We start from the raw sequence: 24975 nt of genomic DNA on the forward strand, positions 1-24975 counted from the left end.
CAGTAGGAAATGTCAATCTTCAGTGGCTGTTCCCGATAATTGCCCGGCCGCTGCACGCAACTCCCCGATCGCGATGTCGATGTCGGGCTCCGTGGTGCGCCAGTTCACAAACGCGGCACGGATACAGGGGGTGCCGCGGTAGGCGGAAGGCGTAAAGAACACCCGTCCCCGCGCATTGAGTATGTCGAGCACCGCGGTGAGCGCGCCTGCATCGGCTCCCGGGATCGTGAAGCAGACCACGTTGAGGTGCACCGGGGCGCAAACACGGAACGGCGTTTCGCCAGCCAGGCGGCGGGCAAAGGATTGCGCTCGCTCGATCGAGTGCTCCACCATCCAGCGGAAGCCGCTGCGCCCGTATGCCTGCAGCGAAATCCAGACGGGCAACGCCCGGAAGCGGCGCGAGTTTTCCGGGCCGAAGTTGAGGTAGGTGAAGTCGGCTTCCGGGTCGCCGAGGTAGGGTGCGTTGGAGTTCTGGAAGGTTTGCACCTGCAGGGAAGCATGCTCTTTACGTACGAGATAAAACGCCGAATCATAGGGCACGTTCATCCACTTGTGGCAATCAACGGCGATGCTATCTGCTGCGTCCCAGCCCTCAAGCAAGGGGCGGTGCCCGGGCGACAGTGCCGCAAAAGCTCCGAAGGCCGCGTCCACATGCCAGTAGAACCGGTACCGCCCGCGGAGACCGGCGATCGCCGTCATGTCGTCAAAGTCGACTGAGTTGACCGTGCCGCCGCTGCTCACCAGGATCACCGCACTGTGTTTATACTGTTCCAGCTTCTCTTCGAGGTCGGCGGGATCCAGCGCCTCCCGATCGGCGTCGAGGGTGCGCAGGGGGATGATGTTGCTGCTGCCGAGGCCGAGTAGCGACAGGGCTTTCACGGCGGAGGAATGCGGAGTAGCCGAGAGCACTACGATGCCGGGCTGCACACCGCTGCGCGCCGCATCGAAGCCAAGCTGGCGGCCCGCCCACTGCCTCGCCACGGCCAGGCCGGTGAAGTTGGCCATGGTAGCACCGGTTACAAATCCGCCCTGAAAGGTCGCGGGCAGCCCGAGCAGGTCAAGCAGGAGCCCGATCGTTTCCACCTCCACGGCCGCCGTACTGCCTCCGGGCCCCTTGGTGCTCTGCGTGTTCTGGTCGAACACGGTGCTGAGCCAGTCGCCGGCGATCGCCGCGGGCGTGGTGCCACCGGTAACAAAACCCCAATACCGGGGTCCTGACGAAGCCACCACCGTGTTGGCATGCGTGGCGTAAAACGCCTTCAGCGCGCCGGTGGTGCCCACCCCGTCTTCCGGCAGCGTGGTTTCAGCCGTTACCGGTGCAGGCCTGCTCACCGGATGCTCGTTGAGCCCATCGAGATAGTCGGCCGATAAAGACATGGCCTGGTACAGCAGCGATGGAAGCGACTCGAAGTCCTTGGCAAGCGTGGGATGCATTCCGCGGTTGGTTTAGTCGGCAATGTTAGCAGCCGGCGCGGTTAGGCCTTTGTTAAAACGGAAGAACCGGCGGGCAACCGGCACGAACTGATGACGCGGGATCGCGTCTTTCGATTTCTCGCCGGACTTCTTTACCTTACGCGCCTGCGGTCGCCGGCAGCACCGCCACCGCCCCCTGAAACCTACAAAAACCGAACTTGATACCCCAAAACATTTCGTACGCGCTGCTTGCGTTCCTTCCGGCCCTGCTCAACCTCGGGATCATCTTTTACCTGCAGTTCCGGGTGCCCCGTGGCCGGGCTACCGATATCTTTTCGCTGTTCGTGATCGCGCTCCTGTTCTGGCAGGCCGAAGACGTCATCGTGCGCCTCTGCGCCACCGAGGCCACCGCGCGCTTCTGGGACCGCATCCTGTGTATCGGCTGGCAGGGTCTTGCGCCGCTGGTACTGCATTTCGTGCTGTCATACGCCGGTCATACGCGGGCCCTCCGCAGGCCGGCGCTGGTGGCGCTGTATGCACCTTTTATCGCGCTCTACCTGCTGTACCAGGCCGTTCCCGACCCCACCATCTTCCCCTATCGCGACGGATGGGGCTTCGTGAACCTGCCCCGCCCGGGCACGCTCGACGGATTGCAGCGGTCGCTCATCTCCCTGGTCGTTGTTGCGGCGCTCGTCGTCCTGTTCCGCCACGCCCTGCGCCTCCGCCACGACCGAGCGCGGCGCACCCAAGCCTTCCTGATCGCGTTCGGCATGCTGTTGCCGACCATCCAGGGCATCATCACCCAGGTCGTGTACCCGGTGCTGTTCCAGCGGCCGGAGATCCCGGTGACCTCCACCTTCCTTACGCTCTTCTCGGTCACTACCCTGGTGGCGCTCCGTCGTCACCAGCTCTTCAACCTGTCCGACGCGCTCGGCGCGCAGCAGGTGCTGGAGCAACTAAAGAGCATCGTGTTCATTGTGTCGCCCGCGGGACGCATCCTCTACCGCAACCCCTTTTGCATTGCCCTGTTTGGCGAAAGCGGAAGCAACGATCCGCGCTCCTTCTTCGCCTCCGCCGCCGACTATTCCGATTTCGTGAAGCAGGTGTTCGAGAGCGGGCTTTCCGGCAAGCCCACACGCAGCTATGTGAGCACCCTGGTCACGAGCAGCGGCGAACGGGTTCAGGTGCTGGTATCGGCCGATCCGGTGTACAACAACCGCCAGGTGCAGGGACTGCTGCTGGTGGCCAACGACATCACGGAGCACCTGCATACCGTAGAAGCCCTGCGCCGGAGCAACGAGCGCTACGACCTGATCAGCAAGGCCACCAACGACATGGTGTGGGACTGGGACATGACCACGGGCGCGATCTACCGCAACGGTGAAGGCTGGAAGAAGATCTTCGGCCTGGCACTTGAACGGGAAGACGGCACTCTCAACGACTGGCTCCAGTTTGTGCACCCCGACGACCGGCAGCCGCTGCTCGACCTGCGCCAGGCGCTGATCGACGCGCCCGAGCAGGAATACTTTGAAGCGGAGTGCCGCCTGCTGCTGCCCGACGGAAGCATCCGGCACATCATCGACCGCGGGTTCGTCATGCGCGACGACGCCGGCAACCCGGTGCGCCTGGTGGGTGCCACGCAGGACATTACGGCCCGTAAGGTCGCCGAACGCGAGCTGCGGCGCGAGCAGGTGCGCCGGCAGAAGGAGCTGACCCGCGCCACCATCACGGCACAGGAGAACGAGCGCCAGAAGATCGGGCTGGAGCTGCACGACAACGTGAACCAGATCCTCGCCTCGGCCGGGCTCTACCTCAACATGGCCCGCAGCGACCGGCGGCACGAAGGGCTGTTCGACAAGTCGTACACCCTCATTCAGCAGGCGATCCAGGAGATCCGCCGCCTCAGCCACTCCATCATTCCCCCCACCCTTCACGGTGAAACGCTCGCCGAGGCCCTGGGCAACCTGTTCGAGAACCTGCGGCAGGGAGGCGGCATTACCGTCGACCTCGACCTGGACCCGGCTGCCGACGCGCAGGTAGCGCAGAACGTGCGGCTGACGCTCTACCGCATCGCGCAGGAGCAGTGCAACAACATCATCAAGTACGCCAAGGCCTCCCAGGTGTGGGTGCAGCTACATGCGGCAGAAGAAACCCTGTTGCTGCGCATCGTCGACAATGGCGTTGGTTTCGACAGCGCCCGCGCAGCACGCGGCGTCGGCCTCATGAACATGCGCACCCGCGCTCAGCTGCACGACGGTCAGGCACAGGTGCACTCGAGCCCGGGGCATGGCTGCACACTCGAAGTGACCTTTCCGCTCACGCCCAAGGCGGCCATGGCCTGAGGCACCAGCCTATCTTTAGCCCAAAACAGACCGGAAGAGGCCCCCTGTCCCCCGTAGGGGGAACTTAGGTGGAACCTACTCTTGTTATCTGGACCATTCCTAAAGTTGTTTTATACGAAAGCCCCGACTGTGTCGGGGCTTTCTGGTTTCAGAGGGTCGAGGGAGCAATGGACAGAGGGGGAGTAAGCGAGTACCAGAGTACATGATTACTTGACCAAATGAAATATTGGTGGAGGCAAGAGTTGGCTCTCGAATACCTCATATACTCATTTGATCCTGTTTTCAGCTACGCTCACGTCAACCCCACCTGCTTTGGAAAAAGCCTCCCTTTGGTAAAGAAAGTAGCGACCTAAGTTCCCCTGCCAGCTGGCGGGTACAGGGGGCCGGGCTATTCGGTATCATATTCTCTTTTCCACGCATACCAGCCGAACAGGCCAAGCCCGCCGACGATGAGTGGGGTCAGGATGAACGCATAGATCAGCGCCGGGATCCGGTCTTCCGGAAGCGGGCTGCTGAATTTGGGAAGGGCCTGCGAGATGAGGAGGTACCAGCCGGCAAGTGCCGCAAGCGCCATCCAGACGAGGCCGAGGTAACGTTTCAGGGAATTCATGAAGAAGTTTTTTGAGGGTTTGTTGGCTTGTCGTTTACACCGTTCTGAATCCAAGGGAGCTTCAACTCCCTTCCCTCTCGGAAGGGGCTGAGGGATGGGTCAGTCGTCCACCCGCCGGTCTTTCCCCGAAAGGTAGAGGGCGCCCACCACGAAGGATACGGCGGCCAGCAGGATCGGGTACCAAAGTCCTTCGAGGTAGGGCTGCTCGTACGGAAGCGCCGTGCCTGCTTTCTGCGCAGCCTCGTTCGCCGCCACGGCCTTCGTGGAGAGGAAGAGCGCCACCGTGGGCATGAGCCCGCCGAAGATGCCGTTGCCGATGTGATAAGGCAGCGACATAGACGTATACCGGATCCGCGTGGGGAACAGCTCCACGAGGAAGGCCGCGATCGGCCCGTACACCATCGTCACAAACAACACCTGTAGAAATACGAGCCCGACGAGCTTCCAGAACGAGCCCTCGTCAAGGATGACGGCTTTCGTTGCATGCAACTCTTTCTGTTGGCCGTTACGCAACGCGTACACGGTAGTGATCGCCGCCTGGGTGCCATCCACGTAGCGGCGCGTAAAGCGCACCGTGCGGAGGCTGTCGCCCGGACTGCTCCGGTCTGCCTCCATCACCGCGGCAGGGAGCACGCCGGGTGCCGCCGCTCCGGGGTAATCGACCTGCACCCGCCCGTCCAGCGAACCGGCGCTATACATGGCGCTGTAGATGGGCCGGTAGCAAAGCACCGCCAATCCCATCCCCGCGAGCATGATCCATTTGCGGCCAATGCGGTCCGACAGCCACCCAAAGAACACGAAGAAGGGCGTGGCGAACACGAGCGCCCACATGATGAGGCGGCTGGCCTGCCCAACCTCTATGCTCAGCGTGGTCTGGATAAAGCTGAGCGCATAGAACTGGCCGGTATACCACACCACGCCCTGGCCCATGGTGGCACCGAAGAGCGCGAGCAGCACGAACTTGAAGTTGTAGCGGTTGCCGAAGCTTTCCTTGAGCGGGTTCACGCTCACCTTGCCCTCGGCCTTCGCTTTGGCAAAAAGCGGCGACTCGTGCATCCGCATCCGGATCACGATCGAGAGCGCCACCATCAGGATCGAGATCCAGAACGGAATGCGCCAGCCCCACTCGTTAAAGGCATCCGCATCGAGCAGCGACTTCACGGTAACGATCACGCCCAGCGACACAAAGAGACCTGCAGTAGCGGTGGTCTGGATCCAGGAGGTCCAGAAGCCCCGGCGGTGTGCCGGCGCATGCTCGGCCACATAGGTAGCTGCCCCTCCGTACTCGCCGCCAAGGGCAAGCCCCTGCAGCAGGCGCAGCACTAATACAAGTATCGGCGCGGCCACCCCGATGGTCTCATAGCCCGGCACGCAGCCGATGAGGAAGGTGGAAAGCCCCATGAGTACGAGGGTCAGGAGGAAGGTATGCTTACGACCCACCATATCGCCAAGACGCCCGAACACGAGCGCGCCAAAGGGCCGCACCACGAAGCCGGCGGCGAAGGTGGCCAGCGTCGAGAGCAGGGCCACCGTAGCATTGCCCGATGGGAAAAATTTGGTCGAGATCACCTGCGCCAGGGAGCCGAAGATGTAGAAGTCGTACCATTCGATAAGCGTGCCTACCGACGAGGCAGCAATGATGCCGGCAAGCTTGCCGCGCGAAGCCGGTGCAGGGGCGGCTGACTGAGTTGCTGGGGTTGGAATCATATAGCGTGGTTTTGGTGCAGCCGTCAGTCGCTACGGACGCGGCGCGGGCTTTTCGTTAAGAATGCGTTTTGGGGTCTGTGGCGCCATCCGGAAGCCTTTCTGCAGCGACCAGGCGCGCAGCGCATGCAGCAGGTATACGGCGGGGGCGTTCCAGTTGATGGCGATCTCGTTGGCGGCATAAGCCGGCTCGGCGTCTACATAGGCCTGTTCCGGCTCGGTGAACGGGTACTTCGCCTGATCCTGCCGCCCGGGGTTGGGACCACCCACCAGGAGGCCGGGCACGGGAGCGGTGACGCCATCGCCCTCCGAAGGGCGGTGATGCGGGTGCAGCGGTGAGTGGTGGCCGATGCCGGTGATGAAGCAGTAGCCGGTTGCGTTGCGGCCCAGAAGGTAGTCGGCATTGTCGAGCGCGGCGTGCCTGAACTCGGGGTTGCCGCTGACCGTGGCCGCATAAAGCAGTACGATGCCCTGGTTGGCGGCAACGGCGTTGCTGCCCCACGCAAAGTCTTTTCTCTGATGCCCCATCGGTGTGGCGAATGCGCCGGTGTTGCGCCCCTCGAGCAGGCGCGCACCCAGCAGCGTCACCGAGTCCACGATCTGCCGGTAGAGCGGGCGCAAGTCCTCCGGAAGCAGCGCCTGGTGGCGCACCAGGGTCATATAGCCCAGGAAGCCCACCTGTGCCCACGAAGGGATGCGCATGCCCGTGGCGAGCTCGCGGCGGATAACGGGCAGGTAGGACGTGTCGCGCGTGGTAATAAAGAGCTCGGAGGCCGCCCAGAGCTGCTCATCACGCAGGTCCGCGTCGCCGTATCCACCGGTGTTGATGTCGGGATCGAAGCGCTTATTCAGCTCCTCCTGCTGGTACCGCTCCGCGGGGTGCGCCCCTGCCCATTGCCAGGCGTTTAGGGCGATCCGGCGGCAGGAGTCGGCGAGACCCGGCAGTTCCGTACCAAATTTTTCGAACACGCGCGCCGCCTGTGCGCAGGTGGCGGCCAGGTCGAGGGTGGCGGCGGTGGACTTCCGCACCACGTAGCGGGGCTCGCTTCCGATGTGCGGCAGCACCATGCCGTTGAATTCCGGGTTCGTGAGCTTGTGGAAGACGCCGCCGTCGGCGGGGTCCTGCATGGCCATCATCCAGCGCAGGTTCCAGAGTGCCTCGTCGAGGATATCGGGCAGGCTGTTGCCGCTCTCCGGGATGCCGGTCCGGAGGGTGTCGAAGTAAGCGGGAAAATCTTCGTAGGCCGACAGCAGCGTGCCCATCGTGACCCCGGAATTGACGATGTATTTGTTGTAGTCGCCCGCGTCGTACCAGCCTCCCGGCGCCCGCCAGCGGCTGCCGGCCGGCAATCCGGGCCGGGCAGCGGACGCATGCACCAGTGCGGCGGTATCGGGATGGCCTGCCGGACGTGCCCAGGCGCCGGCAAAGGCCGCGTCGAGGGCGGTGCCGGAGCGCTGGAAATAAAATCCTTTCAGCAGGGAAACCGAAGCGTTGCGCAAAGGGTCGGGCGCGATCCGAAAGGGCATGGAGCGTTCGCCGCCGCCAAGAACGAGCACATAGGTACCCGGGCGCTGCAGCGCGGTGAAGTCTGCCCGGCGGGTGACCAGCGATGAATTCGTGGAAAGGTACTCGCGCGACAACGTGCCCCGGAATGCGGTATCGCCGCGCTCCACCAGGATATAGAAAGGGCCGGCGGCTGCGCCGGTAACGATCGCGGTCTTGGGGAAGGCCGGTGCGAAGCCTTCCTGGTTCAGGTACACAGAGGCCTTACGCGTGCCGGCTGGCTGGGCGGTGCACGCGGCAGCACCCCAAAGTAAAAGGAACGGGATCAGGGCGTAACAAAAGCGGGTTGCGGTCATGTTCAAAAGGAGGAATGCTGCGTCGGGAGCAACAGCAGGTAATTTAGGCGATCGGTTGCACTTAGCAAGCGGCCGGGCTCAGCTTGGGGCATCTGCCACCGTTTTTTGAACCGGCGAAGGCCCCGCGGGCGCCGGCAGCGGGGCCGGCTTGTTACTGCTACGGTTCATGCCCATGGAATTCCCGTTCATCAACCCGCTTCACCAGTACAGGCGTGGGCGGAGTGCGGGCATTCCTTAATACCGCATCTTGCATGCCAGCCGAACGCACACCATTCCTAAAAAGACACCTCATGCCCCAATCGGAACGGATCAAAGTGCTCATCATCGGCAACGAGCCCGCCTCCACGGCGCTGCTCGCGCAGCTGCTGCAGCAGCCCACCTACCCACTCAAAGAAATTTACCAGGGTACCGACGACGACCCGGCCCTTATCGAGCGCCTGAAGCCGGACTGGATCTTTTATACCGACACCCCGGCCGACGAGGCGGTGCCGGTACCGACGCTGACGCAGAGCGTGTATGCGCAACCGTTAACGGCAAAGCCCCTCCAGCCGCTTGTGTCGGGACACCCGCTCTCCACCGCCGGGGAGCCGGGCGGCTTGCCGGTTTTCGGGCCCTTCGCGCACCGGCCTCCGGTGTACAAGCACCGCTTCCTCATCCGCATCAATGAGCGCCTCATCCCGCTCGACACGTCGGAGATCGCCTATTTCTTCGTGGAGAACAACATCACCTTCCTGCGTACCTGGGACGGCAAGCGCTATATCGTGGAGTTCTCCATCACCGAGCTCGTGCAGGTGCTCGACCCATCGCAGTTCTTCCGCATCAACCGGGCGCAGCTCGTCTCCTTCCGCTCGCTCGCCGGCATCAGCCAGCACTATTCCAACCGCCTGAAGCTCACGCTCAACCCGTCGGTAAAGGAAGAAGTGTTCGTGAGCCGGGAAAAGGTAGCTGGCTTCAAGAAATGGATCGGGGGATAAGAAGCCGCTTCGCGGCTGTAAATTGGTCTATTGGTTTATTCGTAAAGGGTCGTTCATAGGGCAAGAGTCATTGCGAAGGTTGGAGGTCATTGCGAGCCCGCTTCCTGCGGGGTAAACTTCACGAAGCAAGGTCATCCTGAGCTTGCCGAAGGATCCTCCGTTATGCGGGATGCTCGCTGGCACCGGCCATTAATCCCATGGCTGAATCCATGGGCTGGTGCAAATCGAATACCCACGGCTGAAGCCGTTGGCTGGTGAAATCCCCTTCCCGCCCTGCCGTATCTTCTGAGTTCACCTTTCTACGCCTCCATTCACGATTGACGATTGACGATTCACGATTGACGCCTCACGCCTCACATGTTTACGTTGATCTCAATCGCCACACTGCTCCATTCACGATTCACAATTCACGAAAAAGGCCGCCCGGAGGCGGCCTTTTGATTCATTCATGCATTTTCCCTGGTGGATCATAAGGGCAGTGGGTGCCGCCGTCGGCGGCCTGGTTTTCCCGGACTTGAATGAATGACTGGCTTTCAAAGGATGTTGGTGGTTCTTCAATAGATACTGGCGGTTTTCATGGGATGTGGTCGGTTGTTCACAGGAGTTGGATCAGGATTGGAACTGGATTGGTTTTCACGGGCACGGATTAAGTTACACACACAAAAAATGCTACCGGACGCCGGGATCTTTCCGGGATTTGTTATCGGAGCGTTCTGGCGGCACCACGATAGCTGGACCAAGAACGGAAATTTAACAGGCATCGCCAACCGAAAAAGGGTGAATGGGGTGCCCGGGGCGGTGAACCGGCAAAAGGCCGGGGTCAGCAGTAAGGCGCCACCGTAATAATACGGCCGTACTAACGGGCGGCCCGCACCGCCACTGCGCTGTAGAGGAGCTCGCCGCGGGCGCTCCAGGCCTGCAGCCCATAGGTGCCCGGCGGCAGCCCTTCGGCCTCCACCTGCAGCAGGCGCCCCTGCGCCATCGCCCGGTAGCTCCAGCTGCGCCCGTCGGCCGCCGTAAACCGCAAAAGCACCGCGCCCGCCACGGCCTCCGGCAGCACCAGGTGCAGCAAGCTGCTGAACGGGTTCGGGTAGAGCCCCCGCCGCACCTCGGAGGGCCGCTCCAGCTCCACGATGGCCGATTCTACCGACTGGCCGGCCTCATTGGTCACGCGCAGCTTGTAAAACACCCGGCCGGCTGGCAGCTGCGGATCGCTCCAGGTGGCCGGCACGGCGCTGCCCGTCCAGGTACGCACCGCAGCGAAGCGGCGGCCATCGGTGCTGCGCAGCAGCGTCAGCGCACTACCTTCGGTAAGCCCGCCCACCTGCCATTCCAGCAGGCCCTGGTCACCCCTCATACGCCCCGTGAAATGGTCGATGTGCACCGGCAGCAGCAAGGGAAGCGGCGGCTTGCGGATCCGGATCACCGAGCCTTGCACCTCGTCGCGGAAAGAGGTAAAGAAGCCGGCTACCAGCAGGCTGTCGTCGGTGCCTTGGAACACAACCCTGTTCACGCATTGGTCGAAGCCGGTACCGGTGGTGCAGGAGGCATCTACCGAGCCGTCGGCGAGCAGCCGGGCGATGCGGTAGGCTGCGGCCCCGTTGGCAGCCGTGAAGTTGCCGCCCACCACCAGCTTGCCGTCGGTCTGGATGGCCATCGACTTCACCTCCAGGTTCTGGGAGCAAAGGGCGGTGTTGGAACCGGTGAAGCCGGTGCCCACGTTAAAAGTGGCGTCGCGGGTGCCGTTTGGCAGCAGGCGCACGAGGCCGCGTGAGGCGGTGCCGTTGAAGTGTGTGAAGAAGCCGCCTACGTATACCTCGCTACCGTTGGCTTTGACGAGGGTTACCGACGAGTTGCAGCCGTCCCAGCGGTACCCTGCAAACGTAGCGTCGGTAGTGCCGTCCACGTTGATGCGGGCGATGCGCCACCTGTCCGCCCCGTTCACCTGGTAAAACTCCCCGCCGGCGAGGATCCGGCCGTTGTCGTCTACTGCGACGCAGTATACCGGGCCGCCCTCCACTTTCGGCAGGGCTGCCACATCGAGAGAGCCGTCGGTACGGAGCTGTACAAGGCCGCCACCATTTCCATTAGCTACCGCCACGCCATTGTAGGTGGTGAATTGCCCGCCGGCAATGATTCGCCGCTTGCCGGCATCGGCATCGTTGCGTACCGCCAGCGACCAGATGATGAGGTCGCCGGCATAGCCGCCTGCAATGCCGCTGCCCGGGTTGAAGGTGGCATCCAGTGAGCCATTCGACTGGAGCCGGGCGATGCCGCCACGCGCTACGCCGCCCACCGAGGTAAAAGCACCCGCGATCACAACGGCATTGTCCCAGGGCTGGATCACCATGGCGTTTACGCGCCCCCCGGCAATGGCCGGGCTCACAAAGGAAGGATCGGGTGCGCCGGTAGGCAATAAGCGCTGCACCTTGCTGTAGCTGAACGACGAGCCGTAGGCATGGAACTCCCCGGCGATCATGATCTTTTTGTCGGGCAGCACGGCCAGGTCGCGGACGTTGATCGTAGACGTGGGCAGGTTGTAATTGAAGAGGTTGTCGCGCGCATAGTCCTGGCCTATGGCGCACAGGGAGGCCCAGAGGAGGCCTGCCCCGAGCAGGAAAGTTCTCATAGCGGATTGGATTAGGTTGGGTACCGCTAATATGGGGCACCCAACCCCTGCTGCAGGAATCAAACTACGCCGGCCGTCCGATCCGGACCCTGAGCGGCGATAAGGAACCCGTGAACCGTATGATAAAAAATGCTACTGCAGCGCGTGGAGGCGTCAGCGCACAAAAAAACACCCGTGCGGGCGGATGTTTCAATTCGTTGGGGAAGAAAATGGCTTAGAAGCCCTGGTAGCCACCGCGCTCCGTAAAGCGGCGGTAGTTGCGTGCCTTTTCCTGTAACTCCAGGAGATAGCCTTCTTCAAAAGCGACCACGTCCCGCGTCTTATGCTCTTTCACGGCGGTCAGCTTAACGGCGGTCTCCATCGGGCGGGTCAACGGCTTCATTTGCTTTTCCATGTTGTGGGATTGGTTTTTTGTTGATGAAATGCGTGTGTGTGTGATCGGCTCAGGAACAGGTGCAGCACTGTCCCCATCGTTCTTCCACGAATTTACGGCAGCCGGGAGCCGGAAGCAAGCTCAACCTGCGCCGGTTCTGTGATCCCAAAACGCAGCTCCGCATGGCAAAAACCGCTGTGGTGGCGGATTCAGGCGGGTCCGGATTGGCACCGCCACCCATTTTAAGTATTGTTAATTTGTTGTCCCAGCCCCTCCCTCCGCCAGGCGGCGGTGGCGGGTTTCCGGCATCGTCCAGTACACGATCAGCGACAGGAAGATGCAACCCGATACGTAGATAAAGAAAAGCGGCTCGCGCCCTTGCTCCTTGAAATACAGGGCGATATACTCCACCGTGCCGCCAAACAGCGCCGTGGTAACTGCGTAGGGCAGTCCGACCCCCAGGGCACGCACACCGGCCGGGAAGAGCTCGGCCTTCACCACCGCGTTGATGGAGGTATACCCGCTCACGATGAGCAGCCCGGCCATCATCAGCCCAAAGGCGCCCGCCGTGCTGTCGACACGGCCCAGGGCGGTCAGCAAGGGATAGGTGGCCAGCGTGCCGAGCACCCCGAAGCCCAGGAGCAGGGGCCGCCGGCCCACGCGGTCGCTGAGCCAGCCAAACAGCGGCTGCAGCAGCGCGAAGATCAGGAGTGAGAAAAAGGAAAGCCGCGTGGCCACTTCCTTCGAGAAGCCCGCCGAGTTGACGAGGAACTTCTGGATATAAATGGAGAACGTGTAAAAGGCGATGGTGCCGCCCAGCGTGAGGCCCACGACGGTGAGCAGGGCCTTCGGATGACGCGCCAGCGCGGCGAGCGAGCCCCGCTCGGGCGGCGGCATCAGCGGGCTGTCGGACCCCAGCAAGGCGGCCGCCTCATCTTTCTGCTCGAGGAAGGCGTCGGTCTCGCGCAGGTGACTCCGGATATAAAGGGCCACTACCGAGAGCGCCGCCCCGATGAAAAAGGGGATGCGCCAGCCCCATTCGGCCAGCTCCCCTGCCGAGAGGAATTGCTGGAGCACGAGCTGCACCGCAAGGGCAAGGAGCTGCCCGCCAATGAGCGTGACGTATTGAAAGGATGCAAAAAAGCCGCGGCGCTCGGGCGTGGCCATCTCCGACAGGTAGGTGGCGGAGGTACCGTACTCGCCGCCCACGCTGAGCCCCTGCAGGAGGCGGGCGAGCAGCAACAGCCCGGGCGCCAGCAGCCCCACCCGCTCGTAGGAGGGAATGCAGGCAATGAGCAGCGACCCGAACGACATCAGCAGCACCGAAAGCGTCATGGCGCGCTTGCGGCCCTGGCGGTCGGCGATGCGGCCAAAGAACCAGCTGCCCACGGGGCGCATGAAGAAGCCGACGGCAAAGATGCCCGCCGTGTTGAGGAGCTGTGCCGTGAGGTCGCCCTTCGGGAAAAAGCGCGGCGAGAAGTAGAGCGCGAACGCGGTGTACGCATACCAGTCGTACCACTCCACCAGGTTGCCGATGGAGCCGCCGAAGATGGCGCGGAGACGATGACGCAGGAGCAGCGGTTCCGGTGCGGGGAGGGGCATAGGTGCGAAAGCTAGCACAAAAGCGCGCAGCGGAGCAACCCCGTCCGTAAAAATTCTGCGGACATTTACTTGCTTTAACATCGTATTTCCGAAATCCCCCCGTACCTTACAGTATCAATTAAAAAAAATCCATCCTGAATGAGCTTTAAAGACGTGATCGCCGTGCTGCTGGGTTTGAAAAAGCCTGTATTGATTCCGATCCCTGTTTCGAACAACAGCAAAGCACAGAAACGATAAATACTTCCTTCCTTACCCCTTATCCTCTGGAACTGAAAGAAGCTGAGCCTGACGAGAGTCGGGCTTTTTTTATGCGCCGGAGGGCGTGTTTATTGGTCTATTGGTCTATTGGTTTATTGGTAAGGGTCGTTTTTGTGCCACATACTTTAGCGTACTCAAAGATCTTACAAGCCGAAGCGGATGGCAGACCTGAAGAACGAATATCCGCACGCAACCATCCGCGCTCATCGTATCAAATCCGTAGCATCCGCGTTCCTTCTCTCCCACCAGCCCATCGTCACCACGCTGCCTATGAAAAGAAAGAGGCACAGCGTGCGTCTCTACAGATCTGCTTTCGTGTTCCCTGTTCCTTATTCCTTGTTCAACTGCTTTTCTGCTCTACGCTTCGAGGCTTCGTACTTCTCGCGGATGACGCGGGCCATCGGCTTTTGCGTCACCTTGCCCTCGAGCCAGGAGATGATATCGAGGTAGGCGAAGGCGCGCGTTTCGAAGCGGCTCTTTTCATAGCGCTTCATGCTTTCGAGCAATGCGCGAAAGGCCTCGTGCACGCGCCGCGGCGAGTGGTGGAAATGCTGGCGCAGGAAGGCGAACATCTGCTCCTCGATCACCGTCAGGTTCTGCATCTTGGCCATGTAGCGGTACACGGAGCGCACCAGGTGCTCCATCAATTCATAGTTGCCCAATTCGTAGTGCGCCAGCAGGTGCAGCAGGCGCGCGTAGCACTGCAGGTCGTTGCGGAGGTCCACCTTCCAGTGGATGATCTTGTGCAGGTAGTCGATACAGCGCTCGAAGTCGCCGGAGCCGAAGTAGAGCGAAGCGATCTTGTAGTAGAACACCAGCACGCGGTGTCGGTCGATGAAGGGCTCGTAGGCATGCAGCATCTCCTCCACGTACGGCACGAGCTCGAGGCCCTCGCGGAACGTGCCTACCATGAAGTGCTGGTTGATGCGGGCCGTAGTGAGGTAGATGAAGGTCTGCACCCGGTTGTTGTGGCTGCGCTGCACCACGTCGGAGTCGGTAAAGGCCTGGAAGCGCTCGAGCGTGTCCTGGAACTTCGAGAAGTTGCGCAGGTCAAAGTGCGCGTTGAGCAGGTTGTGCAGGCCCTTGATGTAATGTCCCGTCTCCACCTGGATCATCTGGGGGTTCTGGTGAAAGAGGTCCACCCATTTCTGCACGTAGCGGTAATACTGGATGAAGTCCTGCCGGATAAAGGCGAACCACATATAGCTCTGGTAGAGGTACAGCGCCTCGTAGAAACCCATCTTCGCCAGCGCTTCGGCCGACACCCCCATCCGCGCGAGCTCCGCCGCCGTGGTGCCTTCGGGCAGCGTAGTGTCGATGCCCGGCACGAGGTGCTTGGCCGCCACCCGGAGGGCGCGGTTGACGCTGTAGCGGAAGAACTCCTTTACATCGGTCTCGTCCTGCTCGTTGCGCGCGTGTCCGTTCTGGATGTACCAACTATAGAGCTGCAGCGCGAGGTTGGAGAGGTGCGTGATGATGCGGCGCTTCTCGTTGATCTCCTGGGCCTCCTGCGTGAGGCGCTCTGCGCGGCCGGCCATGGAGCGCGTGATGTGCAGCACCTCGATCTTTTTTTCGAGCGAGAGGATCTGGATGAGGAAGGAGTCCTGGTTGTAGGAGCGCGCCGTTTCCTTGAGGCGCTCGAGGATGCGGAGGCTTTGCAGGTAGAGGCCCTTATTATAGAGGATGCGCGCGTAGTCGAGCTGCTCGTGTAGCTGGATATCGATGTTCTCGTCGTTGCTCAGGAGGCGCAGGGAGGCCAGGAGCTGCCGGTACAGGTGGGCCTTGGCATTGGAGAGCTGCTGCTTCTTGATCGACGGCACCTTGCGCAGCAGCAGCGCCTCGTCGTAGTCGCGCATCTTGTCCAGCGCGTCGAACAGCTGCACGATCTTGAGGTCCTCGTTGGCCGAGTTCCGGGTGATGTACAGCTTGAAGTTCCGCTTCTCCGCTTTCTGCAGGGAGTGGATCAGTTGAAAGAGGTCGTCGCTGGATCGGTTGGGCATCGTAACAATATTTGGCACAAAGCCGGTACGGGCAAGGGCTTGCGCCCAGGGCACCGGCATTCAGGATGGTATCCGGAAGGGGAACTTGGAGCTTGCCGGGCGCCCGCTGGCCCTATTTTCGTCACCGAAAGAGTAACCGGAGAAAAACACCACAGAAGCTCTTTAACGCCGCACTTCCAAACTTTTCATATAGCAAGCAATCGTTACGTCCGCTGTTTCCACAGGGGACTTTTCTTTTCGCGAATCGGTAATCGGCAATTGGTCTCCGCTTACGTCGATGGGTGAATTCCCGATTGCCGATTCCCGATTGCCGATCTCCGCAAATTTCGATACTTTAAACAAATTAAGCAAACAGACGATGCGTAATCAGTCAACCGGAGCGCTGCCCTTGTGGAAAACCTTTTATAAAAGCCGCGCGCAGCGTTTTTCCCTCCTGCCCTTTCTGGCCCTGCTGGGCGTGGGTACCTTGTGCCTGCTGTTTCCCTCGCTACCGGCCGCCGCGGCGCCCGTGGCCGGCATTTCCGCGGCCGACACCGCCTGGATGCTGACGGCCTCCGCCCTCGTGCTGATCATGACGCCGGGCCTCGCCTTCTTCTATGGCGGGATGGTGAATAAAAAGAACGTGCTGTCTACCATGCTGCAAAGCTTTATCTGCATGGTCGTGATCACGCTGCTCTGGATGATCGTGGGCTACAGCCTCTCCTTCGGCGATTCGGTCGGCGGCGTCATCGGCGACCCGCGCTCCTTTTTCATGATGCGCAACATCTTCAGCTCCGCGCCTTCGAAGCTTGCACCCACCATTCCGCTGGCGCTCTTCATGATCTTCCAGCTCAAGTTCGCGATCGTTACGCCGGCGCTCATCACGGGTGCCTTCGCCGAGCGAATCCGCTTCACCTCCTACCTCCTCTTCATCTGCCTCTTCTCGCTCTTCATCTACTGCCCGCTTGCGCATGCCACCTGGCACCCGGAAGGACTCCTCTTCAAGGCCGGTGTGCTCGACTTCGCCGGTGGCACCGTGGTGCACATGAGTGCCGGCTGGGCCGCCCTTGCCTCCGCGCTTTACATGAAGAAGCGCGCCGAGCCCGCGCATAACCCCGCCCGCATCACCTACGTGCTGCTCGGCACCGGCCTGCTCTGGTTCGGCTGGTTCGGCTTCAACGCCGGCTCGGCCTACGGCGCCAACGGCACGGCCTCCGTGGCGCTGGCCACCACCACGGCCGCTTCGGCCGCAGCGGCCTTTGGCTGGATCGTGTTCGATGCGATGCGCGGACGCAAGATGTCGGCCTCCGGCACCTGTATCGGCGCCGTGGTAGGCCTCGTGGCCATCACCCCTGCCGCGGGCTTTGTCTCCATCCCCCACGCCATCCTCATCGGCCTCGTCAGCGCCGTAGTGAGCAACATCATGGTGCTGCTCCGCTCACGCACCAGCATCGACGACACCCTCGACGTGTTTCCCTGCCACGGCATGGGCGGCATCACCGGCATGCTCCTTACGGGTGTATTCGCACACAAAAGCATCAACCCAGTGCTGTCGGGCAACGGCCTTCTGTTTGGCGAAACCCGGCTCTTCGTGGTGCAGCTGCTTGCGCTCATTGGAGTGTCGGCTTTCGCGTTCGGCGCTACCTGGTTCCTGCTGAAGCTCACCGACGCCATTACCCCGCTGCGCGTCAGCGAGGAAGACGAGCGAACCGGCCTCGACCTGTCGCAGCACGGGGAAAAGCTGTAATTGGTTTATTGGTCTATTTGTTTATTGGCTCCGTCCGCCATAGCCCTGGCGAAGGAGGATAGAGGTTGCTTAAAGCGACCCTTTCCGTTCTTGCCGGGCAGCATCCTGCTTCCAGGAAAACTTCGACGCAGGATCTTCAATGATCATCAGATTGGTAACCGTAAAATAAATGAAACAGGGCCGCCAAAAGGCAGCCCTGTCGTACAAATACGGGTAGCGATCACCAGTAGGGAGCAAAGGAAATACCGTTGCTGCCGGTCAGGAAGAAGGAGTCCTTCGGAAGACGGGTGGCGAGGTCGTATACGATCACCTTGGAGCGATTGCCGGCCGAAGGGTCGGCGTACCCATCGCGGATGGTGTACAGCGAAACGTCGTCTACGAGCCGGTAGTACGACTTGATCACGGGAAACCGCTGCCGCAGGTCGCCGGTGGCCGGGTCGAGCTGGTGGAGGGTATCCTGGCGGAAATCACCATACGATGCCACATACAGGTCGGAGCCGCCTGGCGGCATCAGCAGGTCGGTATAATAGTAGGGATGAGGCGAAGTGAAGGGGTCGAGCGTGCCCTTCCACCAGTTGATGGTGCCGGTGCGTGCATTGAGCGACAGCACGCGGTTCTCGGAGCTCCGGAAGGAGCGCACGAACAGCTTGTCGCCGATCAGGTAGGGATCGCCGGCCTCTGCATTGCCCAGCGACCACAGTTCATTTCCGGTAGCCGTACTTACTGTGTGCAGCCCGCTGGCCGCGTCGATAAAATGGAGGAGATCGCCGTTCAGAACAAAGGGGCCATTGCTGTTGTGAATCAGTCCGAAGGATTTTGCCCAGACGTCCTGCTTCGCCTGAAGGTCAAAGGCATGCACCCGGAACCCAAAGCCGGTACCGGCGGAGATGGAGCTGAAGTAAAGGCGCCGGGCCGAGCTGTCGATTGCGAAGTTGTACAGCACACCGGGTACATAGCGCTCCCATTGGAGCGTGCCGGTACGCCACTGGTAAGCCTGTACCCACGATGAATCGTAGTCGGGTGTGGATGCAGCCACGTACAGCAGCGAGTCGGAGAATACGCAGTCGGTGGCAACGCGGCGCCCCGGCGGCGTCGTCCAGCGCACGCTGCCGTTGCTCAGATCGAGGGCCTGCAGCTGCGCCACCTCGCTGGCCGAGGAAGAGACGGTGAACATAAGGCCATGCGCGCTCCGGTGTGGAAAGGGTACGACGGCGTACAGGTTCGGGCGCTGCCAGCGTACGACGCCATTGCGGGAATAGGCGACCAGGGTGCTGTTGTAAGCCGGGTTGCCGGCCGCATCGAGCGGCGCATGCACTTCGATAAAGCCGGCCACCTCGGTCGGCGGAGTACCCGCCGGGCGGTCGATATCGCCAGAGCGGCTGCAGGCTGCCAGCAATAGGGTCAGGGCCACGAGGCGTCCGGATCCGGCACGCCAACGGGGCGCAGCTAGTTTCAGTAGGTTCATGGAAAGCAAAATACAAAAACCATGAATTCCTGCAGCTGGCGGCCCCGGGTCCATTCGTATCAAATTCAATACCTTAGTTTCCCGAAAACGCCACCACATGAACCCTGCCGCCCTTCCCGCCAACGAGCAGCAACGCCTCGAAGACCTGTATTCCTACGATATTCTCGATACCGAGCCCGAGCGCGACTTCGACGAGCTGGCCGAGTTGGCGAGCCTCGTCTGCGGCACGCAGATGTCGCTGGTGGCGCTGATGGATAAGGACCGGCAGTGGAACAAGGCGTCCGTAGGCTACCCGGTGCCGGAAACACCGCGCGAGGTAACGATCTGCACGCACGCGATCGGTGGCAAAGACCTCTTCGTGGTGGAAAACACGCTCGAGGACGAGCGCTTCCGCGACCTCCCGGGCGTGCAGCACTACCCGAGGGTACGCTTTTACGCCGGGGCCCCGATCATCTCACCACGCGGCTACGCCCTGGGCACGGTTTGCGTTTTCTCCGACCGGCCCGGACAGCTCACGGAGGTACAAAAGAGCACCTTACAAAGGCTGGCCCGGCAGGCCTCCCTCCTGCTCGAGTTCCGCAAGAAGAACGAGCAGCTGAAGCGCCTCCTGCGCGAGCAATTGCAGCAGCGCCAGCTGGCGGAAGTAGCCTCGAAGACGCAGAAGCAGTTCCTGTCCACCATGAGCCACGAGATCCGCACCCCGCTCAACGGCGTCGTGGGCATGACCAACCTCCTGCTCGCGGAAGAGACACTGCCTCACCAGCAAGAGTACCTGCGGTCGCTGAAGTTCGCCGCCGAGCACCTGCTGACGGTAGTGAACGATGTGCTCGATTACAACAAGATCACCTCCAACAGCCTCACCTTCGAGCAGATCGACTTTTCGCTGCCGACACTGCTCCAGGATATTATCCGGCACCATGCGCCCGCCGCCCGGGCGAAAGGCCTCCGCCTCGAGCTCAACCTCGACGCGGCCCTGCCGGATACCGTCACCGGCGACCCCGCGCGGCTTACGCAGGTGTTGCACAACCTTGTATCCAATGCGATCAAGTTTACGCCCGAAGGCGTCGTGCGCGTAGCCGCGCAGCCCGGTGAAGGCAACGCGCAGCGCAACGCCGTTTGCTTCTCGGTGCAGGACACCGGCATCGGCATTGCCGAAGACAAGCTCGGGAACCTGTTCCGCGAATTCGGGCAGGCCCATGCCGGCATCAGCCGCGAATACGGCGGCACCGGCCTCGGGCTGGCCATTTCCAAAAAGCTGCTCGAGCTCCAGGGCTCGGAGATCCATGTGCAGTCGGCTCCCGGCAAAGGCAGCGACTTCTTCTTCACGCTTGGCTTCGACGTGCCGAAGCCTGCCCTAGCGATGCCCGCAGAATGCACACCCGACGATACGGCGATCCTCAAGGGAATGCGCGTGCTCGTAGCCGAAGACAACCAATTGAACTGGGTGGTGCTGCGCAAGTACCTCCAGCTCTGGGGCATCGAGGCCGACCGCGCGGCGCATGGGGCGGAAGCGGTAGCAATGGCCGGTCAGAAAGAGTACGAGGTCATTTTCATGGACCTGCAGATGCCGGTGCTAGACGGATACGCCGCAACGCGGCAGCTCCGGCAGGAGCTCGGTTTTAACGGCCCGGTGTATGCCATCACCGCCGATGCCTTCCTGGCGCAGGAGACCGACCTGGGCACACTCGGCTTCACCGGCTCCGTAGTGAAGCCCTTCGACCGCAAGGAGCTGTGCAGCACGCTGACGGCGATCCGTAAAAATACGGGGCTGCGCCCCCAGCTATAAAAAAAGGCCGCCATGCGGCGACCCTGGTTTTTCTCTCGTGCAGGTTATACATTAACGGCTGCTGCCACTGCTGCCACGGAGGCGCTCCTCCAACTGCTCGCGGCTGTTACCGACTTCCTTGATGAGGCGGCGCACTTCTTCCGCAGAAACGTTGAACTTCTCAGAGAGGTGCCGCACCTCGTATTCTTCTGTGCCCGACACGCGCGAGCGGTCGCGTCCATCACGCAGGTTCTTGTTATCCGCCATAGCTGGTTGTTTAACGAGAGACCCGGAAAAGTGTGCCACCTTTCTACGAATACAAGGTTCAGAAAGGTTCAGGTGGGTTTAGAAGGGTTTGTTTGGAGCCCTAACCTACTTGAACCTTTCTGAACCCTCCTGAACCTTCCCTTAATCTTCGTGCAAATCAAACTTGTTGCCGCTGAAAACGCGGTGCCGGCTATCGTACTCGTCGGCGTGGGTCATGATGTGCACGGTGAGGTTGGCCACCGACACGGGCGCGCCCGTGCGAACCGCGTGGATGTTGTTGTGGTGAACGTTGTGCCCGTCGATCACCACCACCGAGGAGGAGCCGATGGCCCGGAAGCGATAGCCTTCCTCGACCACGATGCCGGTGTCTTCGCCCAGCCCGATCCCGATGGCGCCGGGCTGGGCGGCAATGGCCTGGGCGAGGCGCCCGAAGCGGCCGCGCTTGTCGAAGTGCGTATCGATGATGACGTTGTTCAGGAAGCCAAAGCCCATGCTGAGCTGCACCTCCCCTTTGAAGTAGGCGCGCACCGGGTCGCCGCCGCAGATCATGGTGCTGCTCATGGCAGCCGCCCCGGCCGAGGTGCCGGCGATCACGAACGGCTCCTCGAGGTAACGCTCGCGCAATACATCGAAGAAGGGCGTGCCGCCCAAAGTGGAGCAAAGCCGCAGCTGGTCGCCGCCGGTCATCAGCACCCCATCACAGCGACGAAGCCGCTCCAAAATTTCCTCATCTTCGGCATCGGGCCGCTCACGGATCAGGGCATGCCCCACCTCGCAGAAGCCGAGGCTGCGGAAGGCCTTTTCGTACTCGTTGAAATACTCGTTCGGAATCGACGAGGCGGTCGTAATGACCTCGATATGCGGCTCCTTGCGCTGCATCAGGGAACGGACGTTTTCCAGGATCCCGTAGCGAAAAAAATCCAGGTCGCGGCGTTCCTGCTCTTCCAATGTTCCACCTTTATCCTCTGCGCCGCCGATCGAAACGAGATAACCTTTGGGGTACTGCATGCACACCTGGTCTGAAAAGATCGGACCGCCCCGTTTAGGTCCGGAGCCAATCGGGAGCGGCAGGGCTGGCATACAATTTTTCAGAATCCCGTTCTCTAAACACACGGAGGATTGCATGCTACTGAATAACTTAAATGTGCTGCGGGGACCGAATTTCTGGTCAGTGCAGCAGCAGCACCTGGTCGTGCTTCACCTCGACCTGCAGGAAACCCTTAGTCAACACACCGCCGCCATTCCCGACCTGGTGCCCCGGCTCCAGGAGCTGCTGCCCGGCCTCTGCAAGCGCACCTATGGGCGTCAGCTCTGCTCCGCGCTCCTGTCGCTTCCCCCGGGACAGGTACTGGGCGAGATGGTGATGGCCGCTGCCCTCGAGCTGCAGAACAGCGCCGGCGCCAACTGCCATTGGGGCGCCGTACACGCCACGGGCAAGCCCGGGGAGTACCAGGCCGCCTTCCTGTATGAGGACGAAGCCTGTGGCCGCCTTGCCGGCCAGAGCGCCGTAGCCCTCGTATCGGCCCTGCTGAGCGGGCAAAGCTTTGATACCGCGCCCGTGATCGAAGCCCTGCGCGGGGCCCGCGAAGACGAGCACCTCGGCCCCAGCACCTTTTCGCTCTATGCCGAGGCACGCCGCCGTAATATCCCCGTGCTCCGCCTCGACGGCGGCGCCTACCTGCAATTCGGGCAGGGCGCCCGCCAGAAACGCGTAGAGGCTACGATCAGCAGCGGAACGAGCGCCATCGCCGTTGATAAGGCCGGCGACAAACATGCTACGAAGCAGTTACTCACAGACGCGTTCGTACCGGTGCCGCGCGGCTCCGTGCTCCGCAATGTGGAAAGCCTCGACGAAGTAGTGACCGGGTTAGGATTTCCCATTGTGGTCAAGCCGCTCGATGGCCACCAGGGCAAAGGCGCATCGATCAACATCCGCACGATGGAAGCGGCCCGCGAAGCGTTCGCGCAAGCGAAGCTGTATTCCGGCCGGGTGGTGGTGGAGAAATACATTCATGGTCACGACTTTCGCGCCCTCGTGATCAATAACCGGTATGTGGCGGCAGCGAAGCGCACCCCGGCCTGTGTTACCGGCGACGGGCAGCACAGCATAGCCGAGCTCGTAGAGGCCGTCAACGCCGACCCGCGCCGCGGCAACGGACACGCCAACGTGCTCACCAAAATTCTCATCGACCAAGCCACACTCGACCTCATCGCCCGCAAGGGATATACGCTCGATTCGGTACCGGAAGAAGGCGAGACCGTTTTGCTGAAAACGACCGCCAACCTCAGCACCGGCGGCACCGCCGAAGACCTTACCGACCGCGTGCACCCGGCCAACATCCGTCTTTTCGAGCGCGTGGCCCGCATCATCGGGCTCGACATCTGCGGCATCGACGTCATGGCCCCCGATCTCAGCACGCCCATCACCGAGAACGGTGGCGCCGTGATCGAGGTCAACGCGGCGCCTGGGTTCCGGATGCATCTTGAACCCACCTATGGCCAGCCCCGCAACGTGGCCGCCCCGGTGCTCGACATGCTCTTCCCCGACGGCGGGCAGGGACGCATCCCGATCATCGCCATCACCGGCACCAACGGCAAGACCACAACCACCCGCCTCATTGCGCAGATGGCGCGGCAAGGCGGCCACGCCACCGGCATGACCACCACCGATGGCATCTACCTGAACAACGAATTGATCTATAAAGGCGACTGCTCCGGCCCTGCCTCCGCGCAGGCCATCCTCAAAGACCCCGCCGTCGAATTCGCAGTACTCGAGTGCGCGCGTGGCGGCATCCTCCGCTCCGGCCTCGGCTTCGACCAGTGCGACGTAGCAGTGGTGACCAATATCGCCGAAGACCACCTTGGCCTCGGCGGTGTGTATACGCTCGAGCAACTGGCCCGCGTGAAGGGCGTGGTGGCGGCCTCGGTGCGCCGTGGCGGCCACGTAGTGCTCAATGCCGACGACGACCGTGTGTATGCCCTGCGCGAGCACGTGGTGGGCACGGTGGTCCTCTTCTCCCTGTATCCCGACAACATCCGGATCCAGCGCCATTGCGAGGCCGGGGGCATCGCGGCCATTTACGATGAAGGATACATCATGATCCGAAAAGGCAACCAGCTGCTGCCCATCGAAGCGGTGGAGAACGTGCCGCTGACGCATGGCGGGGCGGCCCGGTTCAATATCGCCAATGTACTCGGCGCCACGGCGGCGGCCTATGTGTCGGGCATCTCGATGCCCGCCATCCGCTGCATCCTGCGCCGGTTCCGTAATTCTGCGGACAACACCCCGGGCCGCATGAACCTGTTCGAGCTCGACGACGTGCGCGTGCTCGTAGACTATGCGCACAACGCACATGGCCTGAAGGCGCTGGGCGAATATGTGAAGGCGGTGAAGGCAAAGCGCGCCATCGGCGTCATCACCGGTGTGGGCGACCGCCGCAACGAAGACATCATCGCCATGGGCACCGAGTCGGCCCGCATCTTCGACGAAATCGTGATCCGCTGCGACCAGGACCTTCGCGGCCGCACTGAGTTCGAGATCTCCTCGCTCCTCCGCAGCGGCGTGTACGCAGCGGCCCCGCAGAAGAAGGTCTCCTATTGCCCCAACGAGCTCGAGGCCATCGACTGCGCTCTCGGCAAGTCTGAACCCGGCGACCTCATCGTGATCCTCGTGGAAAACGTGCAATCCGTGCTGGGCCGCCTGAAGGAGCTGGAGCACCGTACTTCTACGGCGCGCATGGTGGGGTGACCCCACCCCCGGCCCCTCTCCGGGAGGGAGGGGTGACTCTGCGCTATAGAACTTCTTTAGGTAACTGTCTTAATATCAACGGACGTAAATAGCAAAGCCCCGACATCTGCGATGTCGGGACTTTGCTATTAATACCGATGTGCGAATACGTTCTTCAGGAACGATAAAGAAAGCTCATCGACGTTAATGCCACCGTGAATCCAAGAGGAATGATCAAAATGAGTCACCCCTCCCTCTCG

The 24975-nt window shown here is 61.7% G+C and carries 16 protein-coding genes; 5 read left to right on the top strand and 11 right to left on the bottom strand.

The features are described from left to right. Positions 1–12 precede the first annotated feature (12 nt). Positions 13–1434, bottom strand: a complete 1422-nt coding sequence (locus ABD937_RS12695) for a pyridoxal phosphate-dependent decarboxylase family protein (protein WP_345256117.1) — start codon at positions 1432–1434, stop codon at positions 13–15. Between the two features lie 197 nt (positions 1435–1631). Between ABD937_RS12695 and ABD937_RS12700 the strand changes: the two genes are divergently transcribed. Continuing rightward, entirely contained in the window at positions 1632–3755 is a 2124-nt protein-coding gene (locus ABD937_RS12700) for a PAS domain S-box protein (protein WP_345256118.1), read from the top strand. Between the two features lie 388 nt (positions 3756–4143). On the opposite strand, the gene ABD937_RS12705 is transcribed toward ABD937_RS12700, so the two are convergent. The 3 genes from ABD937_RS12705 to ABD937_RS12715 form a co-directional block, all read right to left on the bottom strand. Continuing rightward, positions 4144–4365 (bottom strand): DUF6814 family protein, encoded by a 222-nt coding sequence (locus ABD937_RS12705; RefSeq protein ID WP_345256119.1) that lies wholly within the window; start codon positions 4363–4365, stop codon positions 4144–4146. Between the two features lie 99 nt (positions 4366–4464). Continuing rightward, positions 4465–6072, bottom strand: coding sequence for an MFS transporter (locus ABD937_RS12710; RefSeq protein ID WP_345256120.1), 1608 nt, complete (start codon positions 6070–6072; stop codon positions 4465–4467). A 30-nt stretch (positions 6073–6102) separates the two neighbouring features. After that, a complete protein-coding gene (locus ABD937_RS12715) occupies positions 6103–7929 on the bottom strand; it encodes a glycoside hydrolase family 9 protein (RefSeq protein ID WP_345256121.1) in 1827 nt (608 codons plus the stop codon). Between the two features lie 290 nt (positions 7930–8219). Between ABD937_RS12715 and ABD937_RS12720 the strand changes: the two genes are divergently transcribed. Next, positions 8220–8903: a LytTR family transcriptional regulator DNA-binding domain-containing protein gene (locus tag ABD937_RS12720; RefSeq protein ID WP_345256122.1), complete on the top strand. Its 684-nt coding sequence runs from the start codon at positions 8220–8222 to the stop codon at positions 8901–8903. Between the two features lie 856 nt (positions 8904–9759). Here ABD937_RS12720 and ABD937_RS12725 read toward each other — a convergent pair. The 4 genes from ABD937_RS12725 to ABD937_RS12740 all read right to left on the bottom strand — a co-directional run bounded on the left by ABD937_RS12725 (position 9760) and on the right by ABD937_RS12740 (position 15765). Further along, on the bottom strand, positions 9760–11532 hold the full coding sequence (locus ABD937_RS12725) for a delta-60 repeat domain-containing protein (protein WP_345256123.1): 1773 nt from the start codon (positions 11530–11532) through the stop codon (positions 9760–9762). A gap of 214 nt (positions 11533–11746) precedes the next feature. After that, positions 11747–11926 carry a hypothetical protein gene (locus ABD937_RS12730; RefSeq protein ID WP_345256124.1) on the bottom strand — a complete coding sequence of 60 codons (180 nt, stop codon included), beginning with the start codon at positions 11924–11926 and terminating at the stop codon, positions 11747–11749. 231 nt (positions 11927–12157) lie between these two features. Further along, entirely contained in the window at positions 12158–13507 is a 1350-nt protein-coding gene (locus tag ABD937_RS12735) for an MFS transporter (RefSeq protein ID WP_345256125.1), read from the bottom strand. A gap of 587 nt (positions 13508–14094) precedes the next feature. After that, positions 14095–15765 (bottom strand): hypothetical protein, encoded by a 1671-nt coding sequence (locus ABD937_RS12740; protein WP_345256126.1) that lies wholly within the window; start codon positions 15763–15765, stop codon positions 14095–14097. Between the two features lie 358 nt (positions 15766–16123). Here ABD937_RS12740 and ABD937_RS12745 point away from each other — a divergent pair, with 358 nt between their 5' ends. Then, positions 16124–17491: an ammonium transporter gene (locus tag ABD937_RS12745; RefSeq protein ID WP_345256127.1), complete on the top strand. Its 1368-nt coding sequence runs from the start codon at positions 16124–16126 to the stop codon at positions 17489–17491. Positions 17492–17711: 220 nt separating this feature from the next. Here ABD937_RS12745 and ABD937_RS12750 read toward each other — a convergent pair whose 3' ends face one another. Then, positions 17712–18956, bottom strand: coding sequence for an outer membrane protein assembly factor BamB family protein (locus ABD937_RS12750; protein WP_345256128.1), 1245 nt, complete (start codon positions 18954–18956; stop codon positions 17712–17714). Between the two features lie 97 nt (positions 18957–19053). On the opposite strand from ABD937_RS12750, the gene ABD937_RS12755 reads away from it, so the two are divergent. Further along, positions 19054–20742, top strand: a complete 1689-nt coding sequence (locus ABD937_RS12755) for a GAF domain-containing hybrid sensor histidine kinase/response regulator (RefSeq protein ID WP_345256129.1) — start codon at positions 19054–19056, stop codon at positions 20740–20742. Between the two features lie 51 nt (positions 20743–20793). Here ABD937_RS12755 and ABD937_RS12760 read toward each other — a convergent pair whose 3' ends face one another. Together ABD937_RS12760 and ABD937_RS12765 are read right to left on the bottom strand one after the other, a co-directional pair. Then, a complete protein-coding gene (locus ABD937_RS12760) occupies positions 20794–20988 on the bottom strand; it encodes a DUF3606 domain-containing protein (RefSeq protein ID WP_345256130.1) in 195 nt (64 codons plus the stop codon). Between the two features lie 141 nt (positions 20989–21129). Further along, positions 21130–21996, bottom strand: a complete 867-nt coding sequence (locus tag ABD937_RS12765) for a cyanophycinase (RefSeq protein WP_345256131.1) — start codon at positions 21994–21996, stop codon at positions 21130–21132. Positions 21997–22111: 115 nt separating this feature from the next. On the opposite strand from ABD937_RS12765, the gene cphA reads away from it, so the two are divergent. Then, a complete protein-coding gene (gene cphA / locus ABD937_RS12770; RefSeq protein ID WP_345256132.1) occupies positions 22112–24736 on the top strand; it encodes a cyanophycin synthetase in 2625 nt (874 codons plus the stop codon). Positions 24737–24975 lie beyond the last annotated feature (239 nt).

The sequence above is a fragment of the Flaviaestuariibacter amylovorans genome, from assembly GCF_039541815.1.
GTDB lineage: Bacteria > Bacteroidota > Bacteroidia > Chitinophagales > Chitinophagaceae > Flavisolibacter > Flavisolibacter amylovorans.